The sequence below is a fragment of the Methanosarcina subterranea genome, assembly GCF_055385895.1.
The window spans coordinates 1,265,264-1,284,042 of sequence record NZ_AP042426.1 but is presented as its reverse complement, the minus strand read 5'-3'; the positions used below and the strand labels follow the sequence as shown (position 1 = coordinate 1,284,042).

Here is an 18,779-nt window from a genome sequence, read left to right as displayed (position 1 = left end):
GATAGCTAACTTTAAAACCAGCAGCCAATCTTAAATCAACTTTAAAGAGTATTTAAAACTCCAATAAAATCTTTTTTAAAATAATTAGTTAAAAATTATCAATTAACAACTGTTTTTTAATGACCATTTTTTAAAGTTACCTTTCTAAACATACTTTTAAAAATATTTTTAAAATTATTATTATTATTATTATTATTATTATTATTATTATTATTACTATTATTATGTTGAATAACATTAATTTCAATGATCTAATTAGAGATTGAATTGGAGATTGAATTAGAGACAGAATTAGAGACAGAATTAGAGATAGAACTAAAGATTACAAGCTGGTTAATTGAAGGCATATTTGCTAAACATAGGTTTGATAAAGAAAATATTCTTAAGCTATTTTTTATAAATGCTGCTGTAAAACAGACAAAAATTTTTATTCTTTCAGACATATTCAGATAAGCTATCTAAGAAGCATGGAAACTGTTTTTGAGGAATGAATTATATGTTAATATGCAGATATTTAGAGTAAAAATGGATCTTAACACAAGGGTGCCATATTCAAACGAGCAAAATATTCGGATTAGCGCTTCTTACTATAGTACTATGATAAGATATCAGTTTTTAGCAAGGAAATAAAGAGATTAATTGGTGGTTTCATGTTTTTAAAAGATTATGAACTTGGTGAGGAAGAAAAGCTTCTTTTACAGAAGGTTATAGATGGGGATATAGCCTTTCGTAAGATTGAAGAGTTTGCAGACCCGTTAACAGCCATAAAAATCCGGAGACTTGCCATTCAGGAGTATGCAAAACTCGAATTTGAACATATACATAACTTCTCTCTGGAAGTGGAAACTGTAACAAAGAAGAATATTGAAAACATGATAGGGGCAGTTCAGATCCCTCTGGGAGTTGCCGGGCTTCTGAAGGTAAATGGAGAATATGCGGGATCTGAATACTATATTCCTCTGGCTACAACTGAAGGAGCCCTCGTTGCCAGTGTAAACCGCGGTTGCTCAGTTATTACCAGGTCTGGTGGGGCAAATGTAAGAGTTTTTGAAGACGAAATGACCAGGGCACCGGTCTTTAAGCTTGAAAGCCTTGACAGAACCAAAAAATTTTACGACTGGGTGAAGAGTCCAGAAATTTTTAAGCGGATGAAAGAAGTTGCCGAAAAGACAACCAGGTTCGGAAAACTGCTCTCAGTAAAGCCCTTTGTGACCGGAACGTATGTCTATCTCAGGTTTTCCTATGATACAAAAGATGCAATGGGCATGAATATGGTCACCATAGCTACAGACGCAGTGATGCACCTTATAGAAGACGAGTTCGGAGCACAGCCTGTTACTCTTTCAGGAAATATGTGCACTGACAAAAAGCCTGCGTCCATAAGCACCATCCTTGGGAGAGGAAAGACTGTAGTAGCCGAAGTTACCATTCCTGGAGAGGTAGTCAAAGGAACTCTCAAATGTACCCCTGAGTCAATGTTTGAGGTAAATTACAGTAAAAATCTGCTTGGTTCGGCAAGAGCAGGAGCCATTGGATTTAACGCTCACGCTGCAAACGTTATTGCTGCTATCTATCTCGCCTGTGGGCAGGATGCTGCTCATGTTGTTGAAGGCAGCACCGCAATTACAAGTATGGAACTTACAAAATATGAAGAAATCCATTGTTCGGTCACACTGCCAGCCCTTCCTGTAGGTACAGTCGGAGGAGGTACTGGCCTTGGGACCCAGAGAGATTGCCTGAATATCCTTGGTGTGGCAGGAGCAGGAGACTCTCCGGGCATAAACTCCCGGAAGTTTGCAGAAATCGTAGCCTCTGCAGTACTTGCAGGAGAGATTTCTCTTATAGGAGCACAGGCTGCCGGACATCTGGCGCGCGCCCACGCACAGCTCGGCCGTGGAAAGTTTTGAAGCCACGGAAAAAGATACAGGAAACTCAGTCCAATCCAGCCGGTAAGAAAAACATAATCGTGACTATGCACTAAAAAAGCAAAAACCCCTTCATAATGAAAGCAGCAGGGAGGGGTATTGTATTTTCTTCTTCATAATTTACTGCTTTAGATATCCAGGTTACTTCTTGAAGTATTCAGGTTACTTCTTGAAGTATTCAGGTTGCTTTTTTGTAATTAAGGTGATCTTAAGCAATTGAGGAAACTTTTTACGAATTCAGGTAAACTTTTACTGAGTAAGAGAACTATTTACTAATCCATGCAACTTTCAGGCACTTTAAATATCTTTTATAAAAGATATTTTTGAGATATGATATTTTTGAGATATTATAAGTTAGATTAATATTAAAATTTCATTCAAAGTAGAAATGTTTATCATAATGTGAATTTCTAAATAAGAATGGAGGCAGGTATGAGCAATCCTGTTGATATTCTGGCCTGTGCAGTTACTTCACTAGTGTCTCGTCAACGATTAAACGTCTTAAGAGTTATATTGAATGATCTTCATAAATATCATTTATGATTAGATATACTGTGACACTTACCGAAGATGAACGTAGATCTCTTTGTGAACTTGCTTCAAAGGGAAAACATAACTCTCAACAAATTCTCAATGCTCTGATCTTGCTTAATTGCGATAAAAGTGAATTGAATGTTAACCATTCAACCAATGAAGAAATCTCACGTATCCTGAATATTAGCATGAAAAAAATTGACCGTGTTAAAAAGCGATTTGTTGAAGAAGGCCTTGAAGTTGCCCTCAACGGGAAAGAAAGCGATCGTGTTTATACTAAAAAAATTGATGGTGATGCTGAAGCCCATTTAGTTGCCCTTAGTTGCAGTCAACCCCCTGAAGGTTTTGCAAGATGGTCTTTGAGATTATTAGCCGATAAGGCTGTAGAACTTGGCTATTTCGAGGATATTTCTCACGAAACAATACGCCATACTTTAAAAAAACGAAATCAAACCCTGGCAAAAGAAACAATGGGTAATTCCTCCAGAACAAAACAGTAGCTTTGTTGCGAATATGGAAATGGTTCTGGATGTTTATAAACGTCCGTTCGATCCACGAAATCCTGTTATATGTATGGACGAATCCCCAAAACAACTGATTGCAGAAACCAGGATTCCTATTCCCTGCTCACCAGGAAAGCCAGCCAGGTACGATTATGAATATGAGCGAAATGGAATGTGCAATGTATTCCTTGCCTGTGAACCGTTGACAGGGAAAAGAATGGTAAAGATTACAGAAAGAAAAACAAAGCGAGACTGGGCTTATTTCCTGGAAGAAATAGAAGTTCAACATGAAAATGCAGATAAAATTACGTTAATAATGGACAATCTAAACACGCATATACCTGGATCTCTCTACGAAACATTTCCACCACCCAAAGCAAAGGCGCTATGGGATAGATTTGAGTTCGTGTACACGCCAAAACATGGAAGCTGGTTGAATATGGCAGAGATTGAACTGAACGTACTTACAGGTCAATGTTTAAAAAGGAGAATGGATAACATCGAGCTTGTTAGGAAAGAAGTATTCGCATGGCAAAATTATAGAAACAACAAAAATTCAAAGGTTAATTGGCAATTTACAACAGATGATGCAAGGATAAAATTGTCACGTCTTTATCCGACAATTGAGGATTGACGAGACACTAGTTTGCTTTTTCATATTATACGCCGTACTTCAGCTGGATATACTTATACTGGGAATTGTTTTGATAGGCTGTATTCTTTTTGGGAAGATATTATATATGTTTTAAAATTCCTGATTTATTTGATTTTTAATTAGTTTACTGTTATCAATTTAAATTAATTCGCATGCTTATGGTTTATACTATCCCGTATTATGTCCAGACACGCAATTAGTATCTGTTTGTTTTATTTTATTAATTTTGTTTATTTCGTTCTTTCGTTTATTTCACCCTTATCTTTGTTATCTTCACCAGTTCCATTCTCATTAACCTTTTCTCCGGGCAATTCCCTCCCTATTATTTCGTCTTCACTTTCCTCTTCATGTTCAATAACATAATCACTCATCGTGAGAAAAAGGATCCCGAGAGTGACTGTAACCAGGCCCAGAACTTTGTGAAGAGTAAACAGAACAGCGCCCAGGAATATCAGGGGAAACCCCAGTAAGACGCCCCTGCCTTTGATAAAGAAGTTTTTTACGGGCTCTAGAAGTGACATTTTAATGAATTCTCCTTGTAAACAGCCTTATCCGTACGTCCCTCTTTAAAGGTCGAGTCAACAGAATATTTTGATTGCAGTTAAAAAGGACAGGAATCTTAGTTAGGTTCTCTGTATGGACTATTCCTGTCAATATGTGAACTTCTTGCAGGTATTTGAATATCGCCTTTTTATCAGCAGTTTTTTTATCAGCAGTTTTTTTATCAGCAGTTTTTTATCAGTAATATATCACTCTTTGTTAGTATGGTTTTTTCGGTTTTACACATCAGGCACGGAGGCAAGAGTATATAAGGTTTAATTATAATACACCCTTAGGGGACTGAGAGGAGAAAAGGTAAGAAATAGCCGGTAAAATAAGTAAAGCCGAATAAAATAAGCTTATTAAAATTTTCTTTTTCTTGTAAGTTATTAAAATACACAGGCTTTATTCTTATTCAAGTATCAAAAACATTTTTCAGTTGACCCTTAGAATAATCAAAATAAAGAGCTGAATTGTTTAGATTAAAGATTTAATATATATCAATAAGGAACATTAGAGTCTCAAACAACAAATTTACCTGGACAGGTAAAAAAGTAAAAGAAAATTGGGGGTTTAGTTTCTGGACTATACACTTCGGGTAGGAGGGGAAGCCGGGCAAGGGCTGCAAACAATAGGAGGAGCTCTTGCAAAAATCTTTTCCAGAAAAGGATACTATGTATTCACGCACCAGGACTACATGTCCAGGATACGCGGCGGACACAATTTCTATCAGGTCCGTTTTTCTGACCGTACAGTATCGGCTTCAAAGGAAATTGTTGACATTCTTCTCGCTCTTGATCTGAATACGATCGAAATTCACAAAAACAGTGTTAAAGAAGAGGGGTTTATTCTCTACGACTCTGAGAGCATGAAAAAGAAATTTGAAGGGGCTCAGTTTATAGATATCCCTTTCAGAAAAATCGCGCTTGATGTAGGAAAAAATAGTGTGATGGCAAATACCGTAGCAACAGGGTCAGTGCTCGGGCTGCTTGACCTGGGGCTTGATGTCCTGAATGATATTTTAAAGATAACTTTCCGGGGAAAAGGGGAAGAAATAATTGAAAAAAATATAGCCTGCGCAGAGGCAGGGTATAACTATGCCCATTCTAATTGTCCCCGCTGCGAAGCTTTCGGAATCCCGGAGCCGGATGGAAAAAAGCTCCTGCTCATAGACGGAGTCCAGGCAATAGGGATGGGAGCCCTTGTGTCAGGCTGCAAGTTTTATTCAGCATACCCTATGTCCCCTTCAACAGGGATTTTAAATTATCTGGCTTCCAGAGCAGAAGAATACGGGCTGGTAATTGAGCAGGCTGAAGATGAGATATCAGCAATTAATATGACAATAGGAGCCTCTTTTGCAGGCGTAAGAGCTATGACCGGCAGTTCGGGAGGAGGGTTTGCCCTTATGGTAGAAGGCCTTTCCCTTGCAGGGATTACCGAAACTCCTCTAGTGGTAGCAGAAATGCAGCGCCCAGGGCCTGCTACGGGTTTGCCCACACGTACCGAACAGGGAGACCTGCTTTTTGTCCTGTATGCAGGACATGGAGAGTTCCCAAGGGTAATATTTGAGCCAGGAACCCCGGAGCAGGCTTTTTATCTTACCAATAAGGCCTTCGAGCTATCAGAGAAGTACCAGATACCTGTTTTTATCCAATCTGACCAGTATTTAGGAGAGTCCGAATGGACTTTTGAAAATTTCGACTTCGAGCGCCTTGTGTATAATGATTATCGAGTGAGAGAAAAAGACCTTGAAGGGGTAGAAGAGTACAAACGCTACAAATATTCGGACACGGGGGTTTCCCCTCTTGCGGTTCCCGGAGAAGCAGGGAAGCATCTGGTTGTGGCAGATAGCGATGAGCACGATGAAGAAGGGCATATAATAGAAGACTCTGAAACTCGCATAAAAATGGTCCAGAAAAGACTGCTGAAAAAACTGCCTCTGATAAAGAAAGAAATCGAAGCTCCGTTGCTATACGGGAATCCATCTCCGGAGATAGTTCTTATAGGACATGGCTCGACCTATGGCGTGATAAAAGAAATAGTAGATATTTATTCTAAGGATAGAAAGATCGCGATGATGCATTTCAGCCAGATCTATCCTCTTCCCGAACAGGATAGTTTCGATTATATAGAATTTCTCAAAAATGCAGGCCTTGTTATTTCTATAGAAAACAATGCCAGCGGGCAATTTGCAAAATTCATAAGAGCAGAAACAGGGTTTGAATTTACCCACCAGATCTTAAAGTACGATGGAAGACCGTTTACCATTGAAAACCTGAAGGAGGAAGTAGATGCCTACCTCTGAAGATTATGAAGGCCAGGTCCCTGCCTGGTGTCCCGGATGTGGAAACTTCCAGATCCTGTCAACCATCAAACAGGCGCTTGTTGAACTTGGCATCGAGCCCTGGGAAGTCCTGCTTGTTTCGGGAATAGGACAGGCAGGAAAACTGCCCCATTACATTAAGTGCCACACCTTCAACGGGCTTCACGGAAGGACACTACCTGTTGCCACTGCTGCAAAGCTTGCCAATCACTCCCTGCACGTAATCGCAGTTGCCGGGGATGGAGACTGTTATGCCGAAGGTGGGAACCACTTTCTTCATGCGATCCGCAGGAACCCTAATATCAGCCTTTTCGTGCATAATAACCAGATCTACGGACTGACCAAAGGGCAGGCTTCTCCCACATCAGCCAAAGGTACGCATACACCGGCTCAACCTTTCGGGTATCTTGCACATCCGTTTAATCCACTTTCTCTCGCAATCTCTCAGGAATGCAGTTTCGTAGCCAGGGGCTTTGCAGGAGACCAGGAACACCTGAAGGAACTGATGAAAGCTGCCATAACACACAGAGGCTTTTCTCTGCTTGATATTCTTCAGCCCTGCGTCACTTTTAATAAAATAAATACCTTTAAGTGGTACCGGGAAAGAGTTTACAAACTTGACGATGACTATGACCCTTATAACCAGATAAAAGCATTCGAAAAGGCTCTGGAATGGGAAGATAAAATCCCTAACGGCATATTTTACAAAAAAGATAAGGAAACCCTGGAAGAAATGGTGCCGACAATCCACGAAACACCGCTTGTGAGGAAAAAGTTCTCATTTGAGGATGTAAAGCACGAAATTGAGAAGTTTTATTGAAAACTTCACTTTCTTCCTATTTATTATGGACTTACGCGGTTGAACTAAGAAATCGATAGCATTAAATCTTCAACTGCCTAAAACACTACGCCAGTAACAACGCCATATGTGCTTTATTTTGTGCTTCAAGTGCGTAAGCCCTATATTATTTAGATATTTATTACCTTCACTCGGTCCAAAATTTTAATTTTCCCCTCAAAACACTCTACCCGAAGATCTTTGCTTTTCTAAATAACCTCAAAATATTAAATAAACACTAATATAAAAACTTTATAATTTTTTGGCAAAAGTTAATAAATTAGAAGATAATAGTATCTGTTGTAAAATTGAGAGTATGTATATAGGGGTCAATTAACTTGGAACCATGAATGTCAGCTCCTGAGTAGATATCTCCTATTGCAAATTTGAATCAAAAAAGTTAGAATGTAGGGCGCTGGGGAATGGAGCCTTTTGACTTTTCTATATACTTTCATTCAAATCTGAATAATGGAGTGAAAACAGAATGAAAGGTATTTTTAGCATCTTTAGAAAAGACGAAAAAGCCTTTACGGGACTTGAATCCGCAATCGTGCTGACTGCTTTTGTGGTGGTGGCAGCCGTTTTCTCTTATGTAATTCTCGGGGCCGGGTTTACGACCTCTGATACCGCCAAGTCAACAATTGATGAGGGTGTAAAACAGACAACTTCTTCCGTTGGGCTTGCAGGCGACGTGATTGCAAAAAGTAGCGAAAATAAAGTGAACGAGATAATACTGACTCTTCAACTAACCGCAGGTCAGTCCCCGATGGATATAGGGGTTGACAGTAGTGAAGGAATGATGGTTGTATCCTACTCCGATAGCGCTGCTTATGAAGCAAATACAACCTGGGCTCAAGAGTTCATAGGAAATAACGACGGAGATAACATATTGGAGCAGCACGAAAAAGTGCAAATTACCATTCAAGTTCCCGAAGATGCAATGCTGCAGAGAGGTAACATGACTGATGTGGTTAACAGAGAGTTCAGGCTTGAAGTAAAACCAAAAGTTGGTGCAATCGTACCTATCTCCAGAGTCACACCCCCGCAGATTGATAACGTTATGAACCTGAAGTAATCCGCAGGGCATCAGGGATGCTTACCCCTCTTTTACTGTTATGAAAACGGGAAAAATTTCATTTTCGTTTTCAGGTGGTCAGTATGGAACTGGATAAAAGAGTAAATAAAATAGAAACCGAACTTAAAATCATTAAAGGGGAGATTAAAGAATTACTTGTGGATATAAGAGATCTGGTGAACAAAAATGAAAATCCTTTCTGCGGCATCCCGAGCGTTGAAGCAGTGAAGATTTGGGTACCGGAGAAAGAGGAATCTGCAAATAAACAGCTAGTTGTGGCTGATAATGGAGAAAACGGACTCAAGCCCACTCCAAGAATTTCGGAGTCTAGAAATCAAACTACAAAAAATAATGAAAAATCCCTGAAATTAGCCGGGGCTGGCCAGGAATATTCTGTGCAGAATGTTCATAAACAGGAAATACACAGACCTGAACCTGAGAGTTCCCGAAGAATTGACACATTCATGCTTGTCGAGCTTATGCGGTGGGTGGATTACGCTGTCAGAACAGTGGGACACAGCAACCTCGAAGAACTACTGAACCTTTATACTCTCATTGGACAGCTCCCTGAACACACAAAAGAGATTATTAAGAACATTGCAAACCTTTCAATAGAAGAGCCCGCGGTAGAAGAGAGGGTTAGCATGAAGGACAACATCATGGTGCTTTCGCAGTTGAGTGCAATCCTGAATCCGGAAGACATTAAAAAGAGTATTCAGCCGCTTTATGAAACCTCCCCGAGCTGGAAAGAGAAAGAAAAAGAGAAGAAAACAGGGATTGTCTTCAACTGAGTTTGAAAGCTGAGGAAAAACTAAGGTAATGAAATTAACTGCTTCGGCCAAGGTCTGATTCGTCCAGTCTGAACTAACTTCAATCTGTTTCGTATGAAGTCAATTAACCAATCATCAATCGATTAATATCGGCTTACATTCCGATTTACGATTAATCAATATCATCTTACATTAATTAATCGACTTACATTAATTAATCGACTTACATTAATTAATCGACTTACATTAATTAATCGACTTACATTAATTAATCGACTTACATTAATTAATCGACTTACATTAATTAATCGACTTGCATTAATCGGTTCACCTTACCGAATTAATAAAACCTTCATTTAACAGTCTCATCTGAGACTAGTATCATTTGACATGAATTAATGTCGTCAGATATTAACCGGTCTATAACCAGTTTAGTTAGCCAATCCGGTTAACCAGTTTAATCAGGATCAACATCAATTTATTCGATCTGAGAATATCCGATCTGAAAAGAAAGGAAAGTAAGGCGGGGGTCAAAAATTGAGTGGGGAATCGATAAGCTCTGCAATTCTGACAATAGCATCCGTTATCTGTGCATTTGCTTTTGTTTCAACTGTGTACCCCTCGGTAATCTCTGCCGGAGACCCCATAATGAGCCGTACGGACTCTATGGGAGACCAGATCATGACAGATATAGAAATTCTGCATGAAGCAACAGGTGCTGAAGGTACTGAAATCCACGTATGGGTAAAGAATGTGGGATGCAAGGAAATATCTTCAGGCATAATTCCCGAGTCTGACCTCTTTTTCGGAGAGGCGGGGAACTTTGAACGCATCCCTTATGATGAAAACGGAATTCTGGTTCCGGGTTGGAACTACCTGATTGAACAAAATGAAGACAATAACTGGGATAAAGGAGAGACTCTGCGCATAAAAATTAAACCTGTAGATTTACCTATTAGCGGAGAGAAATATTTCATCAAGTTCAGTACATACAATGGGGTTTCTGAAGAGGCCTATTTTACGGTGTCATAATGGGTTTCGGGTCAATAATTGCAGCAATGGTCTCGATTGCAACTATTCTCCTGGCATCTTATGTCTGCTCGAAAGGAGGGTTCTACATGGCAGACGGTCTCTCTAATTCAGTCGTTGAGATGCAGGAAAACAGGAATGAAATATTAAAAACAGAAATAAAGGTTACAGGCGTCTCTACAGACAGGGAAGATATTCTGGTATTCCTGCAGAACACAGGCTCGATAAAAATTGGGGATTTCACTTACATGGACGTAATCATCGCCTATCAAAATGAATCAGGCACTGTGAAGACAGTCTGGATTCCCTACCAGGAAGGCGAAGTCCTTTCTAAGAACAGGTGGACAAAATTAGATATTGCTCCTGACCTGATGAACCCTGGAGTCTTTGACCCGGGAGAGAAAATGGAATTGCAGGTCCGGCTGGATGCCTCAGATCCACCGGGAAACTCCAGCATAAACTGGCTTCTGGTAGCTGCCCCCAATGGAGTGAAGACTTCACAGTATTTCAGTGATAATCTTTCAGAGGATGACTTAGGAATTTAGAGTTATTCCGTAAAACCAGCTGACAGGAAAATTAAACCAGCTGACAGGAAAATTAAGGGATTCTGGGCTCCAGAGAAGGGTAGAGAGAATGGAAGGAAATAAGAGTGAGGGAATACTGTTTGAAAGAGAATTGGTCTATGAAGAAATATTCAGTGACCTGCAAGAGGAAGAGAGAACATTATTGAAGTTCATATCTTCCGGAAACCTGGAAATAGACCGGAAACTGGAAGGAGGCGTCCCTGTAGGTTCACTTTGCCTTCTCGAAGGAGGAAACAATAGTGGGAAGTCCATTTTTTTGCAGCAAATAATGTGGGGAGCTCTGAACCAGGATAAAAAGGTCCTTGCTCTAACAACGGAAAAGACCTCAAAAGAACTTCTAAACCAGATGGGGAGCTTGAAGCTTGGGATTTCGGATTACTTCATAATAGGGAGATCAAAGATATTCGAAATTAATGCAAACTATATTGAGAAAAATCCTAAATTGAGCGAGAGCCTGCTGCAGATGCTTCTGGAATGCATAAAAAGGTGTGAAGAAGAACTGATCCTTATAGATTCTCTGACGATCTTTGCAGTGAACGCTTCAGAGAATGCGGTGTTAAACTTCTTTACTGAATGCGTAAAGCTATGCGACAGGGGAAAGACTATTCTCATCAGTGTGCATGGGTACGCATTTTCTCAGGTAACGCTTTACAGGCTAAGGTCCATTTGCAGTGCCTTTTTTGAGCTCAGAATAGAGCAGGTAGGGGACCAGTGGGTAAAAACTATGGAAATCCAGAAACTAAGGGGTGCAAGAAAGACTACAGGAAATCTGTTGAGTTTTAATGTGGACAGTGAATTCGGGCTGAAAATAATTCCTTTTTCAAAGGTTAAAGCCTGAAAAGATGAAAGAGCGTCCGGAAAGACGGCAATCGGAGAAAAAACCCGAATGAGGAGTTGAGATGGAAGCTCTGCCTTTTGAACCTTTGCCTGCACCGGAGAAAGGGGGACGCTCCAGAAAAGAGATGTTCTCAAGCCTCTCTTTAGAAATGCAGGAATTTATTGGCAGGGAAGAAAACCTTCATATCCTTGATTATATCTGCAGGCTCCCTACAGAAGAAATAGGATTTCCGGAATTCTATCCAAGGATTTCGAGATCCATGAAAAACATCAAAACCCCTAACCTGATCTATCCTTCCGGAAAAGGGCTTGCAGTTCATATATATCCGGATAAGGAAGATATAAGAAATTATTATATCCCCATAGAGCCCTGCCTTTTCCAGAATCTGGATAGTACAGTAGAGACAGTGGAAAAGTTACTCATCGATGTAATACATGATCAGGACATTACTACAAAAGATCCTGAAGAAAAGAAAAAGCTCCTGGAAAAAGCCCTGGAAAAAATCTGTGAAGTAGAAGAAAATTTAAAGGAAAATACAATGGCATTGGGAGGAAAACGCAGGGGAAAGAAGAAAGATACATATAAGGGAGAAAGCTCCCTGAGATACAAGGTAGAAGACTCCCTGAGAAACGAAAATAACAACGAAAAACCCGGCATTTTTGAAAACCTGAAGGAAGCTGGCAAAGCATTCCGGATGAGAAAACTGCAGAAAATTTCTGTAACGCCTGAAGAATTCAATGCAATCAAATACCTGATGATCAGGGACAAGGTGGGGATGGGAGTGCTCGAACCTTTACTTCTTGACCCAAATATAGAAGATATAAGCTGCAGTGGACTTGGCAGGATCTTTGTTGAGCATAAGGTATTCTCATCCCTTAAAACAACAATCTCATTTGAGGAAATTGAAGAACTCAATTCTTTTGTCATACAGATGTCCGAAAAAGTAGGAAAACCAATAACCTACAGGGACCCTATAGTCGATACTGCTCTTCCGGACGGATCAAGGATTAATATTGTTTTCGGGGAAGATGTGTCAAGGCGGGGGAGCAATTTTACCATCAGGAAATTTATGAAAACCCCGATTTCAATCTTCGAACTTATTGAGTTCGGAACAATCGACTACACAATGGCTGCATACATGTGGATGATGCTCAGGGCAGGAATGAATTGCTTCATTTCAGGGGAAACAGCCTCAGGAAAGACCACGATGATGAATGCAGTAACTACCTTTCTTCCACCTGACTCCAAAATAGTCTCTATTGAAGACACCCCGGAACTGCAGGTTCCCCATAAGAATTGGACCCGAGAGGTTACAAGGACTACAAGAGATGACAGCGGATCTGATGTCTCTATGTTTGACCTGTTAAAAGCATCCCTGCGCCAGCGCCCAAATGAAATTATAATAGGAGAGATCCGTGGGGTTGAAGGAAATATTGCTTTTCAGGCAATGCAAACAGGACACCCTGTAATGTCCACCTTCCATGCCGCCTCAGTTGAGAAACTTATCCAGAGGCTGACGGGTGACCCTATAAACGTCCCCAAAAGTTATGTGGATAACCTGAATGTTGTTCTTGTTCTGAGTACTGTAAACATTCCGGGAAAAGGGCTTGGACGAAGAGTCATGAGCATAAACGAGATCATGGGCTATGATTCTGTAAATCAGGCTTTCAATTTTATGGATATCTTCAAATGGGACCCAGGCACAGACACATTCAAGTTCACAGGAAAAAACAACTCCTACCTTCTGGAACATAAAATTGCCCCACGCCTCGGAATTTCTGAAAACCAGGTACGAAAGATATATTCTGAACTTGACAGAAGGGCAAAAATCCTGAGAAAAATTCACCAGGCAAATATCACCAATTTTTATGAGCTATTTAACACGCTGATCCAGCTAGAGGAGGCGGGGTTAACATCATGAAGTGTGTGCAGATGGCTCCGGGCTTAAAAATAAATGCTGCAAAATCGGAAGTTGAAGAATACATTAACCTTGCTCGAAAACAGAAGAGCACAAAAATTGCTGAAAGAGTCAATGATGATATGCTCTTCCTGTTAACATATATGGCAGCTATCTCAACTGCGGATATTGAAAGGGACAAAATATTCGATTATGCCGGGCGCCAGAAAGAATATGAGGCTTCAAAGTATTTCAGGCAAGTACATATTCTCGCCTCAAAGTGGGGATATGAATACGCAAAGGCCTGTAAGTATATTTCCCAGAAATTAAAGGACGCCTATCTTTCAAAACTATTTGGCACGATGGCAAATATCCTTTCTTCGGGGGAGCCTGAGAAAAATTTCCTAAAACAGGAAAAAATCACAAGGGAAGAGATCTACTCTAACGAGTACGAACGAAGTATTGAATCTCTGAAAAAATGGACCGAGGGTTATACTGCCCTGATGGTATCCGTAACTCTCGTTGTTACCACAGTCCTTGTTTCGGTCATGATTTATAATACAGCAAATATAGAAACCCTTGCATCCCTGGTTGTATTGTTAACTCTTTTCATATGCGGACTTGCCGTTTACATTATATACAGATCAGCTCCTGCCGAAAAAAAAGTACATACCCTCAGTCGTAAATCAAAAGAACAGGAGCAGGTCAGGTTTCTGAGCCGAATTTTACTACCTCCGGGTGCAGTTTCTCTTACTGCTCTGATTTTGCTTGGGATAAGACCGGAATTTATCCTGATTGGAGTGACCTTTTTTACTCTTCCGATAGGAGCCCTTGCTATGGTTGATGATCGGAAAATCGATGAAAGGGACAGCAGTTTTCCTGCTTTTGTAAAGACGTTAGGGGCCCTTGCCGGAGCAACGGGGATCACTTTAAGGAGTGCAATGGAAAAACTTGATCGGGAAAACATAGGTTGTCTCAAGCCAGGAGTCGAAGAGCTACACACAGGCCTTTCTATGGGGTTTAAATCCAGCCTTTGCTGGGAGAAATTCATAGGGGAAACAGGCTCCGAACTGATCAACAGGTGTTCAAGGATCTTTACCGATGCAGTCGAACTGGGAGGTGACCCGGCTGAGATAGGGAACATAGTTTCAGCCTCAAGCCTGACAATTGTCCTCCTGAGGATGAAACGACAGCTGGTCAGTTCCGGTTTTAGGGGACTTGCCATAACCCTACATACTGTAATGGTTGGGCTTCTGATTTTTGTAACAGAGATTATTTCCAAATTCAGCGGACTCGTGTCCAGGATGAGTGAATCTTACACGTCCGTGGAAGGGGGAATGAGTGGGATGTCTGGAATAGGGATGAGCATGTTTAGTGTAGCCGAAAGCATACCCATGCTATATAAATTCACTTTTTTCGTGATAATTATCCTTACGATTTCAAACACTCTCGTAGTAAAGATTGTGGAAGGTGGAGGGAATTACAAACTCTTTTTCTATGGGGGCCTAATGTCCGGAATTTCAGGGCTCTGTATGATCCTTGTCCCGCCGGTCGTATCAAGGGTATTCACATTCCAGATATGAAAAATATTCTCATTGAGGCATAAGAACGGTCTTAGAAGAAAGTTTTGAAACAGGAGTAAATCAGACTTTATGGGAGATAATGGGATGAACAGCCTGAAGAATATAAAGGTTAGAGGATTAAGAGAACTGAGGGATAACGGGTTAAAGAGTCTGAAAGTGAATAGCTTAAAGGATTTAATGCTCAAACCAAAAATAGCTGAAGTAAACATCGGAAGAAACATTGAAGACAGAGAGGATTTGACAAAAAGTAGAGAGCAGGTTAAGAGAAAAATAAGAGAGCTAATAAAAGAAAAAAAAGAGATTGAAACCCGTATTGATTTGATCCAGAAAGCAGTAAAAGAAAAACGCGAAGAAGTATCGGAACTCCCCTGGCGGGAAGAAATTTTTCCTCCGCTTTCCAGAAAAGTACATGTAAAAATATCAGGGTCTCTTGAAGCCAAAAATGATTCTTTGGATGCTGAAGATACCGGATTGTCAGAGGTAAAAGTAGGTGGAATGGAGATAAAGGTTAAAGGAATAGACAAAATATCTGAAGATAAAACACCTGAGGATAAAATACCTGAAGATAAAACGTCTGAAGATAAAATACCTGAGGATACAATATCTGAAGGAAAAATCTCTGAAGATGTAATACCTTCCACTGGCCAGGCTATTATTGTAAATGATGCGGAAGAAGCAGACCTGAAAAGCAAAACAGGAAAAAATGATGGGGATAAGGTTTTTTCGAAGAAAGAAGAAAAAATAAAAACCGTACATCCTTTCTCATCGGGGAAAGTAAACGAAAGTAAAGTTTCCAGTGGGAATTCCAGCGAAAGTTCTATTGAGAAGAACAAGCCTGAAAGCAAAAAGAACCCTGCTACGAGTCTTTTTGGAGGTAACCTGATTGAAGATCTACTGAATAGTGAGGATCTAAACCCTGAAGAAGAGCAGGGTTTTATGAAATATCTGGAAGAACAGGAAGTTGGAGAATTAATTACTGATTTAAAAAATGTGCGAGCTCTCCTGACTCGAGCAAAACATACAGGTTAAAGATGATGAAAAACTAAAGGTGATGAAGAAATTAAAGGTGATGAAGAAATTAAAGCTGACGAAGAAATTAGAGCTGACGAAGAAATCAAAGTCTGTGAGAAACAGAAGCTAACGGAAAAAGACAAAATCAGAAGTAAAGAGAAAAGGTGACGGGAAAAGGCCCGGCACATAAATATGAAGAATTTGTTACGGCATTTAGCCATTACAGTTATTTATGGCTATGAAGATGGAAAAGTCCTTCTTTTGCCTTGTTAAGGCGTTTATTTGCTTCCTCGATTTTATTGGCAGCCTCAGAAATATCTTCGGAAGCTTCGAGAAAACCGTCTTTTTTGGCTTTCAGAGCCCATTCTCTAAAACTCTGTATGTGGCTCTCGTTATGCTCGATCCAGTGCTCAATCAAATGGGAAAGGTTATCGTGATTAAGTTCTTCAGTTATAGTTATTCCCTCCTGTTCAGATATATGCAATTCATCGTATAAATTCCCGCTGGATTTAAGATGGATTTTCATACTGTTAAGTACAGAAAAAGGAAAATAAAAAGAAAATAAAAAAAGAAGAAAAGAATAAATTTTCCGGATCTTTTTAATTTCTGTCAGGTTTTACTTCTTTTTATAGAGGGCAGCCGTACGGACTGCCTGTTCAAACGGCCTTCGGAATTCAGATTGCCCTCGGATCAGTGATTTCGCCAGTCAGTGCAGAGGCTGCTGCGGTTGCAGGGGATGCAAGATAAATAAAGCCGTCTTTTCCCATTCTGCCTCTAAAGTTTCTGTTTGCTGTCGAAACGCAGACCTCTCCTTCTCCGAGCACGCCCTGATGAGCTCCAAGACATGGCCCGCAGCCAGGGGTCGCAAGCGTCACACCGGCTTTCAGAAGTGTTTCCATTGTCCCGTTCTCGATTGCTGAAAGAAGAGTCGAGCGGGATGCAGGGATCACGATTGTCCTGACCGCAACCTTTTTTCCTTTAAGGACTGCTGCTGCTACCTCGAGGTCCTCAAGCCTTCCGTTGGTGCACGTTCCTATAAAGACCTGGTCTATTTGAGTGCCTTCCACTTCAGTTACAGGCTTTACATTATCCACCTGATGCGGGCATGCAACCTGAGGTTCGATATCTCCGGCATCGTATGTGAACTCTTGCAGATAAGCAGCATCGGGATCGGCATAGACGGGTTCGTAAGGAGCAGCCGCTCTGTTTTTCAGGAAATCAAAGGTCTTTTCGTCAGGAGGGACAATCCCGGTCTTTGCTCCCATCTCGATCGCCATATTGCAGAGTGTCATCCTGCCTGCGACTGAAAGCTCGCTGATAGCCTGCCCGTAAAACTCAACTGCTTTATAAGTCGCACCGGCAATTCCGGTCTTTCCTATCAGGTAAAGGGTAAGGTCCTTTGCATAAACGCCTTTCTCAAGGTTGCCTTCAACCGTCATCCTGAAGCTTTCAGGCACTTTAAACCAGAGTTTTCCCGTGGCAAAGATTTCAGCCATATCGGTTGCTCCAACTCCTGTTGCAAAAGCGCCGAAAGCCCCGTAAGTACAGGAATGAGAGTCAGCCCCGACAACCAGCTTTCCGGGCAATGCAAAGCCGTTTTCCGGAAGCACCTGGTGGCAGATCCCCTCTCCGACTTCATAGAAGTTAGGTATCCCCTGCTCCTGTACCCATTCCCTGATCTCCTTCTGCAGGGTAGCTGAAGTCTCGGTGTTCGCAGGGGCTATGTGGTCAAAAGGAATCACGATCTTTGAAGGGTCCCAGACCTTTTCCAGCTCCATTTCCTTAAAAGCATTTACTGCAAGTACTGATGTGCCGTCGTGTGCCATTGCATAGTCCACATCTGCCAGCACAAAATCATTAGCATTTGCCTCTTTTCCTGCTGCGCGGGAAAAGATTTTTTCGCTGATTGTTCCCAAAAGTAAACCTCCTTTCGATGATCAAAGGATAATTTGTAATATCAATAAATATGGTAAAGAGTTCAGGTTCCAGAACTCACTATAATGAAATATATTTTATGCCTAATGCTATTAATTAACAATCCCAAGATATTTTTATCTCTAGTTTTTATTTCACATCACCCAAAATTGGGAGGTAGCATATCAGATGGAGGCTCAAACCCAGGCTCAAAAAGTTTAATCGAAGCTTTATTCAGAAGTAGCCAGAGAATTTTCTTTTCCTCAAGTGTAAAATCCGCAAGGAGAGTATTGACAAAAGAAGTCAATTTTTTTAAAATTATATCTCTCATTCCCGTTCCTTTTTCAGTGAGGTAAACCCTGTAAGCACGAAGATCGTTTTCATCTCTTTGCCTGTATACATAACCTTCTTTTTCAAGGTTCTGGATCGCTCTGGTACTTGTCGATTTGCTAACTTTCAGAGCCTTTGCAAGTTTTTCCTGAGAAACCCCATCTTCATGGTAAAGGAACAATAAAAACTCAAACTGTCCGCTTCCTACATGGTAATCTTCGAGTTCCTTTGCCATATAGGCAACCTGGCTCCGGTAGATGTGGGCAATCGGGCCCAGTAACATTATCTGGTATTCCATAATTTTTACCCCTTTTTACTAATCTATAAAACTTATTTTGAAATGAAAGATTAAAGATTAGAAACACACTTTTGATAAAAATTATCTTCTTCATAGTTTACGCGGGCTTTATTTTTAACCCAACATATATCC

17 protein-coding genes are annotated in these 18,779 nt (G+C 40.6%); 13 read left to right on the top strand and 4 right to left on the bottom strand.

Annotation, left to right across the window (positions count from 1 at the left end):
- Window positions 1-267 precede the first annotated feature (267 nt).
- The 3 genes from ACZ5A8_RS05775 to ACZ5A8_RS05765 all read left to right on the top strand — a co-directional run bounded on the left by ACZ5A8_RS05775 (window position 268) and on the right by ACZ5A8_RS05765 (window position 3,596).
- Window positions 268-453, top strand: a complete 186-nt coding sequence (locus ACZ5A8_RS05775) for a hypothetical protein (protein ID WP_464532742.1) — start codon at window positions 268-270, stop codon at window positions 451-453.
- Window positions 454-650: 197 nt separating this feature from the next.
- A complete protein-coding gene (gene hmgA / locus ACZ5A8_RS05770) occupies window positions 651-1,907 on the top strand; it encodes a hydroxymethylglutaryl-CoA reductase (NADPH) (protein ID WP_464532740.1) in 1,257 nt (418 codons plus the stop codon).
- A gap of 557 nt (window positions 1,908-2,464) precedes the next feature.
- Window positions 2,465-3,596, top strand: a protein-coding gene (locus tag ACZ5A8_RS05765) for an IS630 family transposase (protein WP_464532739.1) whose coding sequence is annotated in 2 segments (ribosomal slippage) — window positions 2,465-2,898 and window positions 2,897-3,596 — 1,134 coding nt in all. Because the reading frame shifts where the segments join, the coding sequence is not laid out codon by codon here.
- A 251-nt stretch (window positions 3,597-3,847) separates the two neighbouring features.
- Here the strand turns inward: ACZ5A8_RS05765 and ACZ5A8_RS05760 are convergent.
- Window positions 3,848-4,138: a hypothetical protein gene (locus tag ACZ5A8_RS05760; protein ID WP_322221675.1), complete on the bottom strand. Its 291-nt coding sequence runs from the start codon at window positions 4,136-4,138 to the stop codon at window positions 3,848-3,850.
- A gap of 599 nt (window positions 4,139-4,737) precedes the next feature.
- On the opposite strand from ACZ5A8_RS05760, the gene ACZ5A8_RS05755 reads away from it, so the two are divergent.
- The 10 genes from ACZ5A8_RS05755 to ACZ5A8_RS05710 all read left to right on the top strand — a co-directional run bounded on the left by ACZ5A8_RS05755 (window position 4,738) and on the right by ACZ5A8_RS05710 (window position 16,123).
- The gene (locus ACZ5A8_RS05755; protein ID WP_464534032.1) at window positions 4,738-6,462 is read left to right on the top strand and encodes a 2-oxoacid:acceptor oxidoreductase subunit alpha; all 1,725 of its coding nucleotides are present in this window, start codon (window positions 4,738-4,740) and stop codon (window positions 6,460-6,462) included.
- Window positions 6,449-7,300 (top strand): 2-oxoacid:ferredoxin oxidoreductase subunit beta, encoded by an 852-nt coding sequence (locus ACZ5A8_RS05750; RefSeq protein ID WP_464532738.1) that lies wholly within the window; start codon window positions 6,449-6,451, stop codon window positions 7,298-7,300. Before ACZ5A8_RS05755 ends, ACZ5A8_RS05750 begins: the two co-directional genes overlap by 14 nt.
- 502 nt (window positions 7,301-7,802) lie before the next feature.
- Window positions 7,803-8,393 carry an archaellin/type IV pilin N-terminal domain-containing protein gene (locus ACZ5A8_RS05745; protein WP_464532736.1) on the top strand — a complete coding sequence of 197 codons (591 nt, stop codon included), beginning with the start codon at window positions 7,803-7,805 and terminating at the stop codon, window positions 8,391-8,393.
- An 83-nt stretch (window positions 8,394-8,476) separates the two neighbouring features.
- Entirely contained in the window at window positions 8,477-9,184 is a 708-nt protein-coding gene (locus ACZ5A8_RS05740) for a hypothetical protein (protein WP_464532735.1), read from the top strand.
- A 516-nt stretch (window positions 9,185-9,700) separates the two neighbouring features.
- Window positions 9,701-10,195, top strand: a complete 495-nt coding sequence (locus ACZ5A8_RS05735; protein WP_229390872.1) for a flagellin — start codon at window positions 9,701-9,703, stop codon at window positions 10,193-10,195.
- Window positions 10,195-10,737 (top strand): flagellin, encoded by a 543-nt coding sequence (locus tag ACZ5A8_RS05730; protein WP_229390873.1) that lies wholly within the window; start codon window positions 10,195-10,197, stop codon window positions 10,735-10,737. Before ACZ5A8_RS05735 ends, ACZ5A8_RS05730 begins: the two co-directional genes overlap by 1 nt.
- 88 nt (window positions 10,738-10,825) lie before the next feature.
- The gene (locus tag ACZ5A8_RS05725) at window positions 10,826-11,614 is read left to right on the top strand and encodes a DUF7125 family protein (protein ID WP_229390874.1); all 789 of its coding nucleotides are present in this window, start codon (window positions 10,826-10,828) and stop codon (window positions 11,612-11,614) included.
- A gap of 61 nt (window positions 11,615-11,675) precedes the next feature.
- Window positions 11,676-13,535, top strand: a complete 1,860-nt coding sequence (locus ACZ5A8_RS05720) for a type II/IV secretion system ATPase subunit (RefSeq protein ID WP_464532734.1) — start codon at window positions 11,676-11,678, stop codon at window positions 13,533-13,535.
- Window positions 13,532-15,094, top strand: coding sequence for an archaellar assembly protein FlaJ (gene flaJ, locus ACZ5A8_RS05715; RefSeq protein WP_464532732.1), 1,563 nt, complete (start codon window positions 13,532-13,534; stop codon window positions 15,092-15,094). Before ACZ5A8_RS05720 ends, flaJ begins: the two co-directional genes overlap by 4 nt.
- Before the next feature lie 84 nt (window positions 15,095-15,178).
- A complete protein-coding gene (locus tag ACZ5A8_RS05710; RefSeq protein WP_464532731.1) occupies window positions 15,179-16,123 on the top strand; it encodes a hypothetical protein in 945 nt (314 codons plus the stop codon).
- Between the two features lie 208 nt (window positions 16,124-16,331).
- Here ACZ5A8_RS05710 and ACZ5A8_RS05705 read toward each other — a convergent pair whose 3' ends face one another.
- The 3 genes from ACZ5A8_RS05705 to ACZ5A8_RS05695 form a co-directional block, all read right to left on the bottom strand.
- Window positions 16,332-16,589 (bottom strand): DUF8180 domain-containing protein, encoded by a 258-nt coding sequence (locus ACZ5A8_RS05705; protein WP_229390878.1) that lies wholly within the window; start codon window positions 16,587-16,589, stop codon window positions 16,332-16,334.
- A 190-nt stretch (window positions 16,590-16,779) separates the two neighbouring features.
- Window positions 16,780-18,012, bottom strand: a complete 1,233-nt coding sequence (gene hacA / locus ACZ5A8_RS05700) for a homoaconitase large subunit (protein ID WP_464534031.1) — start codon at window positions 18,010-18,012, stop codon at window positions 16,780-16,782.
- A gap of 167 nt (window positions 18,013-18,179) precedes the next feature.
- The gene (locus tag ACZ5A8_RS05695) at window positions 18,180-18,647 is read right to left on the bottom strand and encodes a MarR family winged helix-turn-helix transcriptional regulator (RefSeq protein ID WP_464532730.1); all 468 of its coding nucleotides are present in this window, start codon (window positions 18,645-18,647) and stop codon (window positions 18,180-18,182) included.
- Between the last annotated feature and the right edge of the window lie 132 nt (window positions 18,648-18,779).

Coding starts and splice junctions, on each gene's coding strand:
- ACZ5A8_RS05750 (WP_464532738.1), top strand. CDS start 6,449: ATGCCTACCTCTGAAGATTATGAAGGCCAGGTCCCTGCCTGGTGTCCC.
- ACZ5A8_RS05730 (WP_229390873.1), top strand. CDS start 10,195: ATGGGTTTCGGGTCAATAATTGCAGCAATGGTCTCGATTGCAACTATT.
- ACZ5A8_RS05695 (WP_464532730.1), bottom strand. CDS start 18,647: ATGGAATACCAGATAATGTTACTGGGCCCGATTGCCCACATCTACCGG.
- ACZ5A8_RS05740 (WP_464532735.1), top strand. CDS start 8,477: ATGGAACTGGATAAAAGAGTAAATAAAATAGAAACCGAACTTAAAATC.
- ACZ5A8_RS05710 (WP_464532731.1), top strand. CDS start 15,179: ATGAACAGCCTGAAGAATATAAAGGTTAGAGGATTAAGAGAACTGAGG.
- ACZ5A8_RS05760 (WP_322221675.1), bottom strand. CDS start 4,138: ATGTCACTTCTAGAGCCCGTAAAAAACTTCTTTATCAAAGGCAGGGGC.
- ACZ5A8_RS05725 (WP_229390874.1), top strand. CDS start 10,826: ATGGAAGGAAATAAGAGTGAGGGAATACTGTTTGAAAGAGAATTGGTC.
- hmgA (WP_464532740.1), top strand. CDS start 651: ATGTTTTTAAAAGATTATGAACTTGGTGAGGAAGAAAAGCTTCTTTTA.
- ACZ5A8_RS05720 (WP_464532734.1), top strand. CDS start 11,676: ATGGAAGCTCTGCCTTTTGAACCTTTGCCTGCACCGGAGAAAGGGGGA.
- flaJ (WP_464532732.1), top strand. CDS start 13,532: ATGAAGTGTGTGCAGATGGCTCCGGGCTTAAAAATAAATGCTGCAAAA.
- ACZ5A8_RS05745 (WP_464532736.1), top strand. CDS start 7,803: ATGAAAGGTATTTTTAGCATCTTTAGAAAAGACGAAAAAGCCTTTACG.